The organism is Myxococcales bacterium, from assembly GCA_016716835.1.
Taxonomy (GTDB): Bacteria; Myxococcota_A; Polyangia; order Haliangiales; family Haliangiaceae; genus JADJUW01.
The window spans coordinates 168312-184468 of sequence record JADJUW010000003.1 but is presented as its reverse complement, the minus strand read 5'-3'; the positions used below and the strand labels follow the sequence as shown (position 1 = coordinate 184468).

At 63.7% G+C, this 16157-nt stretch carries 14 protein-coding genes; 8 read left to right on the top strand and 6 right to left on the bottom strand.

The genetic code is table 11. The features are described 5' to 3' along the window. Nucleotides 1-34 precede the first annotated feature (34 nt). Nucleotides 35-1312: a DUF4215 domain-containing protein gene (locus IPL79_19530; protein ID MBK9073167.1), complete on the top strand. Its 1278-nt coding sequence runs from the start codon at nt 35-37 to the stop codon at nt 1310-1312. Here the strand turns inward: IPL79_19530 and IPL79_19525 are convergent. Together IPL79_19525 and IPL79_19520 are read right to left on the bottom strand one after the other, a co-directional pair. Beyond that, nucleotides 1278-2039 carry a VanW family protein gene (locus IPL79_19525; GenBank protein MBK9073166.1) on the bottom strand — a complete coding sequence of 254 codons (762 nt, stop codon included), beginning with the start codon at nt 2037-2039 and terminating at the stop codon, nt 1278-1280. The genes IPL79_19530 and IPL79_19525 overlap by 35 nt on opposite strands. Further along, complete coding sequence (locus IPL79_19520) at nt 2036-2728, bottom strand: class I SAM-dependent methyltransferase (protein ID MBK9073165.1); 693 nt, start codon at nt 2726-2728, stop codon at nt 2036-2038. The genes IPL79_19525 and IPL79_19520 overlap by 4 nt, the downstream gene beginning before the upstream one ends. A gap of 469 nt (nt 2729-3197) precedes the next feature. Between IPL79_19520 and ettA the strand changes: the two genes are divergently transcribed. The 7 genes from ettA (at nt 3198) to IPL79_19485 (ending at nt 11643) form a co-directional block, all read left to right on the top strand. Beyond that, the gene (gene ettA / locus IPL79_19515; GenBank protein ID MBK9073164.1) at nt 3198-4874 is read left to right on the top strand and encodes an energy-dependent translational throttle protein EttA; all 1677 of its coding nucleotides are present in this window, start codon (nt 3198-3200) and stop codon (nt 4872-4874) included. A gap of 148 nt (nt 4875-5022) precedes the next feature. After that, on the top strand, nt 5023-6477 hold the full coding sequence (locus tag IPL79_19510) for a serine/threonine protein kinase (protein MBK9073163.1): 1455 nt from the start codon (nt 5023-5025) through the stop codon (nt 6475-6477). A 165-nt stretch (nt 6478-6642) separates the two neighbouring features. Then, nucleotides 6643-7965, top strand: coding sequence for an insulinase family protein (locus tag IPL79_19505; protein MBK9073162.1), 1323 nt, complete (start codon nt 6643-6645; stop codon nt 7963-7965). Between the two features lie 2 nt (nt 7966-7967). Continuing rightward, the gene (locus IPL79_19500) at nt 7968-9620 is read left to right on the top strand and encodes an insulinase family protein (protein ID MBK9073161.1); all 1653 of its coding nucleotides are present in this window, start codon (nt 7968-7970) and stop codon (nt 9618-9620) included. A gap of 120 nt (nt 9621-9740) precedes the next feature. Next, a complete protein-coding gene (locus tag IPL79_19495; protein ID MBK9073160.1) occupies nt 9741-10427 on the top strand; it encodes a hypothetical protein in 687 nt (228 codons plus the stop codon). An 11-nt stretch (nt 10428-10438) separates the two neighbouring features. Then, entirely contained in the window at nt 10439-10972 is a 534-nt protein-coding gene (locus tag IPL79_19490; GenBank protein MBK9073159.1) for a prepilin-type N-terminal cleavage/methylation domain-containing protein, read from the top strand. Between the two features lie 47 nt (nt 10973-11019). Beyond that, nucleotides 11020-11643: a polysaccharide biosynthesis/export family protein gene (locus IPL79_19485; GenBank protein MBK9073158.1), complete on the top strand. Its 624-nt coding sequence runs from the start codon at nt 11020-11022 to the stop codon at nt 11641-11643. A gap of 5 nt (nt 11644-11648) precedes the next feature. Here IPL79_19485 and IPL79_19480 read toward each other — a convergent pair whose 3' ends face one another. From IPL79_19480 to IPL79_19465, 4 genes are all read right to left on the bottom strand, one after another. Further along, a complete protein-coding gene (locus IPL79_19480) occupies nt 11649-13799 on the bottom strand; it encodes a transglycosylase domain-containing protein (GenBank protein ID MBK9073157.1) in 2151 nt (716 codons plus the stop codon). 3 nt (nt 13800-13802) lie between these two features. Then, a complete protein-coding gene (locus IPL79_19475; GenBank protein ID MBK9073156.1) occupies nt 13803-14696 on the bottom strand; it encodes a hypothetical protein in 894 nt (297 codons plus the stop codon). Nucleotides 14697-14751: 55 nt separating this feature from the next. Then, a complete protein-coding gene (locus IPL79_19470) occupies nt 14752-15516 on the bottom strand; it encodes a PilZ domain-containing protein (GenBank protein ID MBK9073155.1) in 765 nt (254 codons plus the stop codon). Between the two features lie 154 nt (nt 15517-15670). Continuing rightward, nucleotides 15671-16141, bottom strand: coding sequence for a hypothetical protein (locus IPL79_19465; GenBank protein MBK9073154.1), 471 nt, complete (start codon nt 16139-16141; stop codon nt 15671-15673). Nucleotides 16142-16157: the final 16 nt, after the last annotated feature.

Sequence of the window (16157 nt, the reverse complement as noted above, 5' to 3'; positions counted from 1 at the left end):
TGTCTGTTTTCGACAATTAGCGTAGGATGGCTTGATGTCCTCGACGCACGGTTCCACCTTCCAGCGACTATGCCGCGGCGCCGCCTGGGCGATTCGACCTTGGATCTTGCTGGGCGCGGTGCTGCTCGTAGGCGCGCCACAAACCGCCCATGCGCAGGTCATCTGCGCCAACTTCTTTGTGCCCGTCGACGGGACTTACGGCGACATGTGCGGCGTTACGCTCAGCACCACGCCGACGGTGGTCACCGAGAGCGGCGTGACGGGCTATCAACTGCAAACGCCGGGCGGCGGCGGCGCACCCGCATGCTTCACGCTGACCTACGACCAAACCGTTATTCGCTTTGACCTCGAAGTCGTCGGCGTCGATCCGGGCGAAACGCTCAGCGTGTACTCAAATGCCGTGCAGGTGCCGCAGGCCAGCTTCTTGGCGGTCGCTAATCCGCACCCGAGCGCTTCGCTCCAACCCGTCAGCATCGCGACGGGCGGCGATATCACGAGCGCAGGCGTCGGTGGCTCCATCTTCTTCGAGCACATCAATGTTGCGGCCACCTCATTTACCATGTGCTTGGCGCCCGCCAACGCCTCCTCGGTGGTGGTGCGCGTCATCACCAACTCGGCCTGCCAGTGCGCCAACGGCAACAAGCACGTCAACGAAGATTGCGACGACGGCTTCGAAGTATCAGGCGACGGCTGCTCAGACGTTTGCGCGATTGAGAGCGGATGGGCGTGCAACGGTAACCCGAGCGTCTGTTCGCTGTTGTGCAGCAACAGCGCGCTCGACGCGGGCGAGGCCTGCGACGATGGCGATATTGATGATGGCGACGGCTGCTCGGCCACGTGCGCCATCGAAGCCGGCTGGGGCTGCGCTGGCACGCCTAGCACCTGCGCCCTGCTTTGCGGCAATGGCGCGCTCGACGGCGACGAGGCCTGCGATGATGGCAACGCCGACAACAACGACGGCTGTTCAACGGCCTGCGCGCTCGAAGCCGGCTGGATCTGCGACGCCAATGCGCCCACCGTCTGCGTTGCGGATGGCGATGAAGACGGCGTCGCCGACAGCGGCGACAACTGTCCGCAGGACGCCAATGACGATCAGCTCGATACCGACGACGACGGCATCGGCGATGCGTGCGACGAGCCGGCTGAGCCGCCGCCGCCCCCTCCTCCACCGCCGCCCCCTCCAGACGATGTAGACCTAAAAAACACCGGCTGTGGTTGCGGCACCACCGACGCGCCCGGCTTGCTGTGGCCGGTCTTGGCGCTCCTCGGCTTGGCACTCAGACGCCAACGCGATATTCGTCGCACGCGATAACGCGCCAGGCCTCGCCGCTGCGTTGCCGCGTTTCCACCACCCGCGTGGCGCTGCCGTCACGCGTTCGCACAAATTCGATGTGGGTAGGCAACAACGCGCGATCTGCCAAGGCGCGCGCAATCAACGCGTGTCCCTCGCAGCGCACATCAAACACGAGATTCGCCTCGGTTGTGTTTAGCAACCGCAAATCTTTGTAGCCAAACACCACGGCGGCATCGGCGCCGAGCGGAGTGAAGCGATTGTCGTCTTGATACAGGTCCACGCTATGCGCATGGCGCTCAACGATGCCTAACCCCAGCGTAAGGCCTACATGATAAAGCAGGCCGGAGAGCTGACAAATGCCTCCGCCAAGCTCTTGCCGCAGTTCGCCGCCAACTAAGTTGCGGCTGCGCAGGTAGCCGCGGCGCGCGGTCGCCCTGCCGACGGCGCGCCAAAACGAAAATGTCTCGCCCGGCGCGATGCTTATGCTTGTAACCGCGCGCGCGGCGACCGCAATATTGTGAATTTTGCGCTCGGGATTTGGCGTTGTATAAAGCGGCTGCGCGAGTGCATGCTGCAAGGTCAGGCCCTCGCGCCACCTCGTGGCCGCGGCGCGCGAAGCAAATTTAGTCCCGGCGAACTCGTCGCGCAGGCGGCGTTGCGCGTGCCGCACATAGGCGCGGCCCTCGGCCGGAAGCACGTGCCCGACCTTGCGCAGCGCCGAAATGAAGTCGCTCGGAGCGATCATAAAGATAGCGCGGCGTGAGGCGCAAAAGGCTTCTGGCACTTAACGAGATAGTAGCTTGCCAACCGCGGCGCGACAGCACCCAACCACGCGTCGACGGCCACCAACGCCCCGCGCCACCGCGAGGGTAGGCGATGCACCGGAAGTGCCAGCAAGCCCTGTACCTCGGCAACGTCCAAGCCTGCCGCCAACGCTCGTAGTTTGCTTAAGGCATACGACGTGCTGCCGTGCCAACTCGCGCGGCGACGCCCAGTCATCGCCCGCCGCTCGGCCGCCGGCACATCAAAGATAATGGTGCCGCCTGGTCTTATGACGCGGCGAAATTCGCGGACGCACGCAGCGACCTCCGGCCGCGGTAAATGCATAAACACATGCAAGCAAATCACCGCGTCAAACGTTGCGTCGGCATATGGCAGCCGCCGCAGTTCTGAAACCACTAGCTCTCGATCGGGCCATTTTTGGCGCGCGACGTCGATCATGTTAGCGCTGCCATCAACCCCATGCTGTGCCAAGCTCAACATGCGGCCCGTGCCACAGCCCGCATCAAGCGTGGCAGCAGCGGGCACGCCTTGCAGCCAAGCGGTTAGAATGGTCCGCTCACGGCGATCGATGAAAGCGCCATAGCTGTTGCCAAAGCGACTGGCATCGTACGTGGGCGCCAACTCCTCGTAGTAGCGCCCTACCTCGTCCACCGCCCAGAGCCTAACACGAGAGGGCGTGCGCCGCTCGAGCCCTCAGAACGCGTTTAGCTGACGCATCGCAACCACGCTGAAATGAAGGAGCACTGCAAGCGGCGGCGCGGCGGTGGGTGCACGTCTCTTCCGCGAGCGTAGATTGCACTTCGGTGTTGGTAGCACCGAAGGATGTGGATACCACAGCGGTCTCGTAATGCTCCGGAGGGCCGCTATCCGCGAGCAGGAAGATATGTGCACCCGCCTGCCAGCCGCCGCGCCACATTGCTCCTACGGCACCCGATCCGCGAGCAGGAAGATATATGCCCCACCGCCCTGCCGCTTCATCGTGATCCGGTGCGACGCTGCCAGTCTGCGCTTCGATCTCAACGTATTGTTTATATTGAACATTCTGCTACTGTGTCGTCGTCAGCGCGCAATTAGCCGCTTGCGCTTCCAAACCCGCGCGCAATGAGTAGACTCCGCGCAAATGGCGCAACAATTCGTCTATGTCATGAAAGATCTGCGCAAGGTGGTGCCACCGAAGCGCGAGATCCTCAAAGGTATCTGGCTCTCGTTTTATCCCGGCGCCAAAATCGGCGTGCTCGGCAACAACGGCGCGGGTAAGTCAACGCTGCTGCGCATCATGGCGGGCGTCGACAAGGATTTTACCGGCGAGGCGTGGGCGGCCGACGGCGTCAAGATTGGCTACCTGCCGCAAGAGCCGCAGCTCGATCCAAACAAGACCGTGCGCGAGAATGTCGACGAAGGCGTTGCGGTGCAACGCGCGCTGCTCGCCAAGTTCGAAGAGGTTACTGCCAAGCTGGGCGACGACCTAACCGACGCGCAGATGCAAAAAGTGATGGACGAGCAGTCGCGCCTGCAAGATCAGATCGAAGCGCAAAATCTGTGGGACCTCGACCACACGGTCGAGCTCGCCATGGACGCGCTGCGCTGCCCCGATGGCGACGCCGACGTCACCAAGCTCTCGGGTGGTGAGCGCCGCCGAGTCGCGTTGGCGCGCCTGCTCCTCTCCAAGCCCGACATGCTGCTGCTCGACGAACCGACGAACCATTTGGACGCCGAATCGGTGCAATGGCTCGAAAAGACGCTGGAAGATTTTCCAGGCACCGTGGTGGCCATCACGCACGACCGCTACTTTCTCGACAACGTCGCCAAATGGATCTTGGAGCTCGACCGAGGTGAGGGCCATCCGTTCGAGGGCAACTACTCGACCTGGCTCGAGCACAAGGCCAAGCGCCTGGCCGACGAAGAGAAACAAGAATCCGCGCGCCAACGCATGCTGCTCCGCGAGCTCGAGTGGGTGCGCTCGTCCGCCAAGGCGCGTCACGCCAAGAGCAAGGCCCGCCTCTCGCGCTACGATGAAATGGTCAGCGAATCGCAAAACGACAAGCGCGACCCAACCTTGGAAATCTACATTCCACCTGGGCCGCGCCTGGGCAACGACGTCGTCATCGCCGAGGGCGTCAGCAAATCGTTCGGCGAACGTTTGCTCATCGACAACCTCAACTTCAAGCTGCCGCGAGGCGGCATCGTCGGCGTGATTGGCCCCAACGGCGCCGGCAAGACGACGTTGTTTCGCATGATTATGGGCGTCGAAAAACCCGACAAAGGCACGCTCAAGGTTGGCGAATCGGTCAAGCTTGGCTACGTCGACCAAAGCCGCGATTCGCTCTCGGCCGATAAAAACGTATGGGAAGAAATCTCCGACGGCCTCGACAACATGATTCTCGGCGAGCGCAGCATCAACTCGCGCGCCTATGTGTCGAGCTTTAACTTTCGCGGTGGCGACCAACAAAAATTGGTTGGCCAGCTCTCGGGCGGCGAGCGCAATCGCGTCCACCTCGCGAAGATGATCCGCACCGCCGGCAACGTCTTGCTCCTCGACGAACCTTCCAACGACCTCGACGTCGACACCTTGCGCGCGCTCGAAGATGGCCTGTTGCAGTTTCCCGGTTGTGCGGTGGTCATCAGCCACGACCGGTGGTTTCTCGATCGCATCGCGACGCACATCTTGGCGTTTGAGGGCGACAGCCACATCGAATGGTTCGAAGGTAACTTCCAAGACTACGAAGCCGATCGCCGCCGCCGCATGGGTGCCGATGCCGACAAGCCGACGCGATTTAAGTACAAGGCGATCCGTTAGTAGGCAAATTCGACGGCTTACGCGAATGACGCGCTCAGTCGGACGTGGCTCGCTGAACGCGTTCGCCCACATCACCGCGCATGTAGATTTGAATCTAGGCTGGAAATAGGTTTCGCCCACCGCGTCGTTGCCGATATGATTGTCATTGGTGAGCGACAACCGTCCAGCAAACGCGAACGACGCGCCTCCTGGCGAGGTGACGATCGAGGCCGAGCCACCGGCGCTCGAGGCCGTCGCCGACCCACACGCCGACGAACGCGAGTTTGACTTCGGCCCGCAGATGGTTGCGGAGGGCTCTGGCACCGCGTTGCCCCCGCTGCATACCCAGTCCAAGCAACGCATCATCGGCGGCAAATACGTGGTGCTCGAACGCATCGCGCAGGGCGGCATGGGGCGCGTCTATCGCGTGCGCCACCAACACTTAGAAAACGAGTTCGCGCTTAAGATCATGATGGAGCAAGTCGCCGGCACCCCCGGGGCGCGCGACATGTTCTTTCGCGAGGCGAAGATCGCCAGCAGCTTCTCGCATCTCAACATCGCGCACGTCGTTGACTTCGGCGACGACCCTGACATGGGCATGTACATGGTGATGGAGCTCGTCGACGGCGAGCCGCTGCACCGCATGCTGCATCGCGAGAAACGGCTTTCGATCCGCTTTGCCTGCGACATCGTCATGCAAGTCGCCGATGCCCTCCATCATATTCATCAGCGCGATATCGTGCACTGCGACATCAAAACCGAAAACATCTTGATCACCGAGGTGACGACGCAGCGGCGCAGACAACGCGTCGCCAAGCTGCTCGATTTTGGCTTGGCGCGCCGCTTAAGCGGCAAATCTGATGGACCGTTATCGGGCACGCCGCAATACATCGCGCCCGAACGGATTCGCGGCGAACAGCCAACCCCTGCCAGCGATGTCTATTCGCTTGGCATCTTGCTCTACGAGCTGATCTGCGGCCGGGTGCCATGGGAAGGCAGCGTCGAAGAAATCTTGCGCGGTCATCTCGAGCGCCCACCCGCGGCGCCGTCGACCCTCGTTGCCGGCGTCGACCCCGCGCTCGATCGGCTCATCCTGCACGCGCTCGCCAAGAAGCCAACGGATCGCCACCACGATTGCGCCCAGTTTCAATACGAACTCAAGACGGCCATGGACATGATGGGCCTTCGCGCGCGCCAGCCACGCGTCAGCCGCGGCGCGATCGAAGTCAGCCCCGTCGATCAGCTCGACCTGACGTCGCGTGGCTTCCGCCGCTGTCGGCTGCCCCTGGCTATGGTGGGCGCAAACGGCACGATCTCCGCCGCCAATGACGCATTTTCCATCTTTGTCTTAGGGCGAATTGAATCGATGGTGGGCATGTCTCTGAGTTCGACCGCGTTGCCGGCCTTCTGGCCGTCGTTTGGCGAGGACCTCGCCACCATGTTTGGCGATGCAACGTTGGCGCAGGTTGAGCGGGTGCTGGTGGTCGCCGACGAACACGGCCAAAAGCAAATTCTCGTGTGGATGGAGCGCGTCGATGACGCCACCATGCAGATTGGCGCGCACCAGCTAAACGTGACGCTGCCGGCACCTGCCCTGCCGTCGAGCGGGCGCTCGATTCACTAGCGGTTTGGCTCCGAAATCGCACCGTCGGCGTGCCTATTTTGGCCGCAGATCTATATGCTCCGCGCATTGCAGTTTGCTGGAGAAACCATGATTTGCACCACATCTTCTAAAGCCAGGCGCGCTGTCGCCACGACCCTCATCGCCTTAAGCGGCGCGCTACTCTGCTTGGCCGCTAGCGCCACCGCCGACGCGCCAAGGGCGACGGCGGCGCCCAAGGCGCCAAACATCCCCCACGAAAAGTATATGCTTGCCAACGGCCTCGAGGTCATCTTGGCGCCCGACAGCTCGATGCCGCTGGTCACGGTCGACGTTTGGTACCACGTTGGATCAGGTGACGAAGTCGTCGGCAAGAGCGGGTTTGCCCACTTGTTCGAGCACATGTTGTTTCAGGGTTCGACTCACGTTGGCGCCGATCGTCACTTCGAGGTGCTCTCAAACGCCGGTGCAGGGCCACGCTCGGTCAACGGCTCAACCAACACCGATCGCACCAACTACTACGAGATTGTGCCGTCTAATCAACTCGAAACCGCGCTATGGCTCGAAAGCGACCGCATGGCGTACCTGTTGCCAATGCTCAGCGAAACCAGCTTTCGCAATCAGGTCGATGTCGTGCGCAACGAGCGGCGCCAACGCTACGATAACCAGCCGTACGGCAAGACGCTGCTGGCGACCTATGCGGCGCTCTATGACGCCGACCATCCGCACAAATTCATGACCATTGGACGCCACGAAGATCTAGAAGGCGCCTCGCTCGCCGACGTCGTCGGCTTTTTTAAGGCGTGGTACGTACCCTCAAACGCCACGCTCGTGCTCGCTGGAGACTTCGAACCGGCTGTCGCCAAGGCGCTCATTGAAAAATGGTTTGGCTCGTTTCCACGCAGCGAGAAGCCCACCCGCCACAAGCGGGCCATCCCTAAGCAAGCCGCCCAAACCGTTGAGCTCTCGGATGCCTTGGCCAAGCAAGTCGATATTCGCTATGCATGGCACACGCCTGCCAGGTTTGAGCCAGGCGACGCCGAGCTCGATATTCTCGCCGACACCTTGGCGCAAGCCGGAACGGGCCGGCTGTATCGCCGCCTCGTCGTCGAGAGCAAGCTCGCCACGAGCGTCGTCGCCTACCAACAAAGCATGCGGCACTCGAGCGTCTTTGTTGTCAACGTGCAATTGGCCGGCGGCGCCGACGCCAAAAAGGCGATGGCTATTATCGATGAAGAAATCGAGCGCGTGCGGAATGAGCCAATCGCCGCGCGCGAGCGTGCGCGCACCCTGGCGACCCTCGAAATGGTCAATGCGACCCGCCTGCAATCGTTTCTCGGCCGTGCCGAGGCACTGCAAGGCTATAACCAAATGCTAGGCACGCCCGACGGCTTTGCCCGCGATCTGGCGCGCTACCAGGACGCCACCGTCGAAGGCATCCGCGCCACGGCCGCGGCCTATCTCACCGACGCCACCCGCCTCACCGTCATTACCTCTCCAGGAGCCAACTAACCATGTCGCATCCATCTTACGCGGTTCGCAGCCTGCTTATCGGCGCGGCCATGCTCGCGGGCACCGCGGGCTGCAAACACGGCAACGGAACCAACACCATGACCACCACTGCTTCGCGCCCCGACGGCGCCGCGCCCACGCCAGGCGAGGCGGCATATGTGCCACCAGCCCCCCAAGAACTCGCATTTCCCGACGAGCCCTTTCGCAAGTCACAGCCCGGTGCCTCGGCCGAGCGGCCGTTTCAGCTGCCCGCGATGAATACGTTCCGCCTAAGCAATGGGATGAACGTCTACCTTATCGAGCAGCATAACCTGCCGCTGATCTCGATCGATTTGGAATTTGATGGCGGCAGCCTCGCCGAGCCCGCGGCGAAGCGCGGTCTGGCCGGCATCTGCATGCAGGCCTTGACCGAAGGCACCAAGACGCGCGATACGCTGGCGTTTAGCGAGGCCGTCGCGGACATCGCGGCGCAAATTGGCGGCTACGCCGGCCGCGAAACGATGGGGCTATCGCTCGACATCTTGAGCACGCGTTTTGACGCGGGCTTTGAGCTGTTTGCCGATGCGTTGCAAAATCCAGCCTTTGCCAGCGCCGATATGGCGCGGCTCCTCACCCGCGCCAAGGAGAGCATCAAGCAGAGCAAGGGCGCGCCTGATCGCATCGCGGCACGAATTGGGGCGGGCCTCATCATCGGCCCGCAAAACCCATTGGCGGCCTTTTCCACGGAAGCCTCGATCGCCGCCATCACGCCCGAAGACTGCGTCGCCTTTCATCAGACATGGTTAAAGCCTGCGGGCGCGCGCCTCTTTGTCGTCGGCGACTTAACCGAGGCGCAGGTTCGCAGCGCTTTTGGCGATGAACGCATGGCGGCCTTTGCGGGCAGCGCGCCCAAGCTTCCTGTCGCCAAGCCCGCGGCCATGCCAACTGGCACCATCTATTTCGTGCACGTCCCGGGCGCGGCGCAATCGCAGGTTTCATTTAGCCATCTCGGGCCTCGTCGACAGGCCAAAGATTATGCCGCCACCAGCATTGCGGCGTCGATTTTTGGCGGTTCGTTTTCTAGTCGCATCAACATGAACCTGCGCGAGGATAAGGGCTATGCCTACGGCGCGCGCGGGGCATTTACGTATTGGCGAGGACTCGGCCGCTTCACGGCGGGTGCCTCGGTGCGCGCCGATGCGACGTATCAGAGCCTCGTCGAGCTCCAAAACGAGCTCACCGGCTTTGTGTCGGGCAAGGCGCCCATTAAGGCTGACGAATTGACCCGCGAGCTGTCGAGCGAAATTTATGGCTTTCCCGGTCGCTTTGAAACCGGGCGTTCGGCGCTCGGCATGTACAGCACCCTCGTCTATTTTGGCTTGCCGCTCGATACCTATAAATCGTATGCTGAGACGCTGCGTAGCCTCACCGCCGCCAGCGTGGCCAAGGCCGCCAAGACCCACCTCAAACCCGGGGCCGCGGTCGTTTTGGTGGTTGGCGACGGCGACGCGCTCATGAAGCGGCGTGTCGAGGGCACGGGTGTCGCGTGGGAAATGAATGGCCAGCCAGTTACCCTGCGGGCTGCGTTGTTGCATGCGGCCAAGACCGGCGCCCTGGGCAAGCGCGCCTTTGTCGAGCTTGATGTCGACGGAAACCCCATCAAGGCGATTAAATAAGCGCCACATGCGACGGCGACGTCGCCCTACCTGTAGGCGATGTAGGCCCCGTGGAGCACAACGTTTGGTCGTGACGCGGCCGCCGAATCCGTGCGAAAATAAAACGGTATCGGGGGCTTAATGGCTTTTTTTCGTCACATAGATCAACCTTCTCACAGCGACGATAAGCTGGCGTCGCAACGCGGCAATATCATCGTCATCGCGGTGATTGTGGTGGCCTCGCTGATCGGCGTCGCCGGCATCGCTGCCATGTCTGTCCAGAGCAATATCGCATCAACCGGTACGGATCGCGCCAAAGTCATCGCGCTCTATGCCGCGGAATCGGGCGCCGTCGCGGCGATGTCGGTCTTGCACTCAAACTACTCGGATACGGACCATTGGCAGGTGTGGTTTGGCACGGCGCGCGATAGCCTCATTGACTCAATTCCTTCAAACAATCAACCAGCCTGCGCCGAAGACGGCGACTCTGATTGCAACAGCTATTTTGCCGCCGATCAACAGGCGCGCTATGAGGTCTTGGTGCTTAACAATCAAACCGACCCGCAGGCGGTGTGGGACGCCACGGTCGGTGGCTTTCTCGGCACCGACTCTGACGGTCGCGTCGTGATCCGGTCGACCGGGTTTGGCCCCAACAACGCCACGGCCCGCATCGAATGGGAGGTTGGCAATCCCTCGGGAACCGGCGCCGTTGCCGATTGCCCCAATTACGCGCAGCGTGGCATGAGTGAACTCGGCGCCGGCAGCAATGGCTGCATGAGCAACGTCGACCTCGGCGGCAGCTTCGCGACCTTTACCCCCAACAATTAGAAAGCGCATTTATGACCGTATCGCTCGCTTCGCTGCGCAACCACCGCCAAGACGGTTTCACGCTGATCGAGATCCTGGTCACGCTGGCGCTCACGATGGTGGCGCTGGCCGGCCTGCTCTCGCTCAACGTCGCCATCACGCGCGGCAACGCCACCGCGGCCCAGAGCTCGGAAGCGGTCGCCTTCACCAAGTCGGTCATGGAGGAGATTCGCACCGCGCCCGCGACGTCGTTGGGTTCAACCGGGCCCTTTTCAACGCCCTCGCTGCGAGATGGCCGCAACACGACGTTCGTGATTCAGGCGATCTATCAGGGCATGACCTTGATCATCGGCGATCCGCCCAACTCGACCTTTAAAATTCGAGTCGAGGTCTCGTGGCTCGAGAATGCGGAGAAGCTGCCAGCGGGCGCCACGGCTTCGGATATCCTGCAGTTCGGCCCTGGCGGCGCCGCCGCCAACGGCGTCGGCTGCGATCCCACGGTGGGTTGTTCCAATTTCCACCGCATTGCGCTCGAGTCGATGCGCTCCACGCGCAACGGTATTTAGCCCGCACCACCGGGCCTGATCACGCGAGATTGGGCTACTATGGCGGCATGCAACGCAACCCACGTGTCTCGCGCTCGACTTGGATGAGCCTGTTTGTCGCGATGGTCGTGCTCGCCAGCTGTGGCAAGCCACGAGCGCCTGACTATCCGTATGATAAAGAGCCCGATCCGCGGCGCGCCGAATACGTGCTGGGCGTAGGCGACCAAGTCTACATCAATGTGTGGGAGAATTCGGCGCTCACCACCGATGCCACCGTGCGGCCCGATGGCACGATCACCATGCCGTTAATTGGCGATTTGGTGGCCAGCGGCGAGACGCCGTCGTCGCTCAAGACCACCATCCAGAAGCGCCTCGTAGACTACGTCAAGCTCGAGGGCACAGAGATCACCGTTTCGGTGCGCGAGGTCAACAGCTATCGCTTCACGATTTCCGGCGAGGTTGTGCGGCCTGGGATTTTCACATCGGCGCAGTACGTTACCGTCGCCGAGGCGGTCGCGCTCGCGGGGGGCTTTACGCGTTTTGCCGATCGCAACAAGATGACGTTGATGCGGCGCGACGCCAAGTCTGGCAAGGTGCGCAATATTCCGCTCGTCTACGACTTGCTCGCGACCGGCGACCGACCCGACATGAACTTATTTTTGCTCGCCGGCGACTCGCTCTTCGTGCCGTAGCGCCCCTAAAACTCCGTCGACGTGCGCGCGCCATCTACCCCGAGCGCGCCAACGCCATCGGAGGTTTCCGTGGGCGCGGTGAGCCCCAACAACCACACCTCGCGACCTATCACGCCCGCCCCGGCTAACAACCCGGTCTCGGGATCGATGCGGTAGCGTGCGACGCCAGGCGGCGATGCCCCCAAAATGGCATCGCGCGACGCCGCCGGGGGCGACCACGCAGCCAGGCGCAGCCAAAGCGGCAAGGCGGCATGAGCGCCGTCCTGCCTCGCCGCCAACGTTTGCGCGGCATCGTCGTAGCCAATCCATACGCCGCTCGCCTCACGCTGGGTAAAGCCGAGAAACCACGCATCGGTGTTGTCGTTGGTGGTGCCGGTCTTGCCCGCGAAGACCGCGCCGTGATGGGGCACCGCGGCGGCGGTGCCGTGGGCCGCTACCGCAATCAATAGGCTTCGCATGAGAAAGGCCGTCTGGGGCGACATCACCTGGGCCCGCGATGGCGGCTGCGCCAAGGCGTCCAAGCGCCGCGAGATGGGCGTCCACGGGTCAAAGGCCGAGGTAACGTCGTGGAGGCGCTCGTCACCACGGCTGACCTCAACTACCAGGCTCGGGGTAAAGCGGGCGCCATCGCGTGCGATGGCGGCGTAGACCGCGAGCAGCTCGTGCATGCGCACGCACGACGCGCCGAGCGCCATCGGGCGCAAGGGCGAAATCTCGCTGGTTAGGCCCCAGTGCCGCGCGTAGTCAATAATGACTTGGCCGCCGACGCGGTCAAAGACGTCGATCGCGGGCGCATTAAGCGACCACGCGAACGCGTCGCGTGCCAGCGCCACGCCGCGATACGTCGAGCCCGAGGCCGGCTTCCACGCCTGCTGGGCATCGGCGTCATACGACGTAATCGGCGCGTCGCGCAGCGGCGTCGCGGGGGTGATCGCGCCGCGCTCGAGCGCCGCCGCATAGGTAACCGTTTTCCACGCGCTGCCCGGTTGGCGACACGCCATCGAGGTCCGATCGAATTCGCTGGCAGAAAAATTGGTGCCACCAATTTGCGCTTCGACATAGCCGGTCGTGAGATTCCACGCCAACGCCGCGGCCTGCGGCGGGTCGGCCTGATCGGGTTGGCGAGACGCCGCAGCGAGGCCGCGCATGTACTGCACGACCGTCTGTTGCGCGACAAGTTCGCGTGCAGGCGAAACCGAAACAATGGCCACCAGCCCGCCGCGAGCCACCGCCTCGGCGTGATTTGCCATGAGCCACTTGCGCGCAAGCTCGCTCGCCCATGGGGCCGCCTCGCCCGCCGCTCGCGGCACCAACCGCAGCCCCAGCGGCGCCGCCTGCAGCGCCATGAGTGCGTCCGACGGCAGCGTACCAAGCTCGGCCATGCGCCGCAGGACCTCGTTGCGCCTCGCCAGCGCGGCGGCGGGATGCTGCGTCGGATCGAGCCGACTTGGCGCTTGCACCAACCCCGCCAGGAGCGCCGCATCGGTCACGCTGAGCGCCGCGAGGGGCTTGTTGAAATAGGTTCGCGCCGCCGCCGCGACGCCATACGAGCGCGCGCCGAGAAACACGTAGTTGGCATACACGGCGAAGATGGTCTCCTTGCTCGCAACGCGCTCGAGGCGCCGCGCCATCAAGATTTCTTTGACCTTGCGCGCTAGGCTGCGCTCGCGCCCGAGCTCGGGGATTAGATTGCGAGCCACTTGCTGCGTGATCGTTGAGGCCCCCGAGACCACGCGCTGGGCCTGATAGTTGTCCCACCCCGCGCGCGCAATCGCGGTGAAGTCAGCGCCGCGATGGCTAAAGAAGCGCTGATCTTCGGCGGCCAATAGCGCATCGCGCAGGCTGGTTGGAATGTCCGAATAACGGACTACTGTGCGAAAGCCAATCTCCCCCGCGACATCAAATGGCAGCTCCATCAGCTCGGTCCCGTCGCGCGCGCGCAGGTGCGACGTCTGTGGCGCCTGCGCCACCCACCTCGCCAAATCGGGCGGCTGGGGCAGCTCTCGTGCCTGCCCGCGCAGCCACGCGATGGCGACCGCCGCGCTCCCCAGCGGCGCCGCCCACGACAGCCAGATGAGCAAGCAGAGCGGCACGCGCCACGCCAGGCCCAGCGCGCCCTCGGCGCGCCGATTGGCGACTCTTACATAACGCGCCATGGCTTACAAACGTAGGCTCATCTGCCACGGCGGCGCAAGCACCGTCGACGACCTCGCGCCCAACAGGCCAACGGTCGCATGTGCCGCCATGGCGCCCGCGCCGGTTAAATACAACTCGCGCGGACGCGCGCGCTCGACCATCGCGACGAGTTCATCGCGGGTTAGGGCCTCGGTCCAGCGCCAAGGCGCAGCGCCATGGCCGGTCCCTGGGCCCACATGAAACCTCGGGCGCTTGTCGTGCGCCTGGGCGCGTGAGGCCAACGCCATTGCGACTTGGGGCTGCGCGCCCGTCACCGTGCCAGGCGTTGCCAACGTCAAGCCCGACCGCCGCAACGCCTTGGGCATAACCACCGTCATCCCGAGCGCGCTCAAGCCATTTGCCACCTCGTACGCGATCAGCAACGTGGCACACACGACGACGACCTCGTGCGCGGCGCTATCTGCGATCGCCTGCGCCAAATTCGCCAAGCACGCGCCAATCGGCGGCGAGGCCACCTCCGCCAGCCCTTCGCCAACATCGAGGCACAAGGCGTCGACAGGCCGTATCTCCGCCTCCTCGCCCCACCAATTTGGCGTTGCGCGTGGTCGTCCGAGATAGAGCGCGCGGCGCGTCGGCGCGGTCGCATACAGCGCCGCGGTACCAAACCCATGACCGTTAGGCACCAGCTCTAGCTGCAGGGTGCCGAGCGTGAATCGTTTTCGATACGGCACCGCGAGGTGCCCATCGCCCAGCACCTCAGCGCCACCAAGCAAGGCCAAGGTCGTCGGCGTCGCGATGAGCTGTTGGTGCGCAGGTTGGCGGCCCACGCTCGCATGGGAGAGAAAACAGATCGCCTGCGCGCGCCGCGCGTCGCACCAAAGCGCGGTGTCCGCGAGCTGCACGCCCTTGCGCCACACAAACGCCGACGCCTCGGCGGCCGCGACCCGTCGGCTCGGGCGCGGACGCCTTTTCTCAGTAGTATTCGTCGGCAAGGCTGCCTTCGTGCAGGGCCTTTTCGACGCATGCAATCTGCGTCGGCAACACCTCGCTCGCGGCTGGCGTCGTGAGTTCGAAGCGGAGGCCCATGCCCGGTTGAGCCTCGCGTTCTGGCCGCACCACGTAGACCACGAAGGCGTCGAGGATGGCCTCGCCGCCGTCCGGAAACCGTACTTGCAGCTGGAGCTTGGTTTTTTCCGGCAACAGGCTCTGCGAATACACGAACATGCCCTCTTCGCTGATATCTCGCGAGAACGTTTCGACCAGCCCGTCGATGCCGCGAAATACCACCGGCAACCTAACCATCACACGCCGCCGCCGCCGCAGGTTGAGCAAGGCGCCACGCAAAAACGCGCGGAGGTGGCTTACCTTATCGCGATCGATGGGCGAAATTTCGAGAATCGTGTAGGTGACGGGCGCCAAGGCCTCCGCGGCGACCGCATCGCCACCCGCGGGCGCGGGCATGCCGAGCGGCGCGGTATCCGGGCTCGCGCCGTCTTGGACGATGCCGCCGACGGGATCGAGGGGAGCCTCTTCCGTCACCTCTTCGATCACAAGCCCGCGCAAAACGACCACGGTGCCGCTCGTCCCCAATTCAATGTCGAGGCGCATCGCCTGGCCAAATTGCACGGCCTCGCCGGTTTGGGCCAGGCTTGGCACACGGACGCGCTTGAGCCGTGCGTCGTACATCGCGGCCCATTGAGATTCGCGTTCGAGTCGAAGCGAGATGCGGCGCATCATCTACGAGCTTACGCGACTCGCTTTAAAAACTCTACTGGTGACGCAGATTTGCCCAGGCGCTGGGGCGCGCATACCTGAGACCACATCGGCCCGACGTGCCGGCCGCGCGCTTACATAGGTAGCAGGCATGGCGAGGCGCCACGCGAGCCGCCCATTAACCATCCTGCTGCTTGCGCGACGCGGCGCGCAGCCTCGCCTGCTGCCACTGCTCGCGATTCGCCGCCACCGCATCCACCGCGCCGTTGGCGCGCGCAAGGCGTTGTCCCGCGGCGATCAAATGCTCGCGGTGCGTTGCGCTCTCAGCCGACGCCAGGCGGCGGCCGGCCTCAGCTTGCGCCATCGCCTCGGCCGCGTGCGCGCGCGTGACGGCGGCAAGCGCTAGCTGCCAAGCGCGCGTCGCGATGGCTTGTCGCGATTTATACGCCTGCGTCGCTTGCAGCCAGGTTGTTTGCCTCCGCGCCATCACCTCGGCTTGTGCCGCGAGCGCGCCCTCTCCCCTCGTCGTGACCTCCGCTAGGTGCGCCACGCCCTGCCTTGCCTTGGCCCTCTGCGCGGTGACGCGCGCGTGCCATGCCGCCGCGGGATAGCGGGGATTTCCTGGCCCTGCAAAACTTCGGTCGGCCACGCAACGATGGTACATT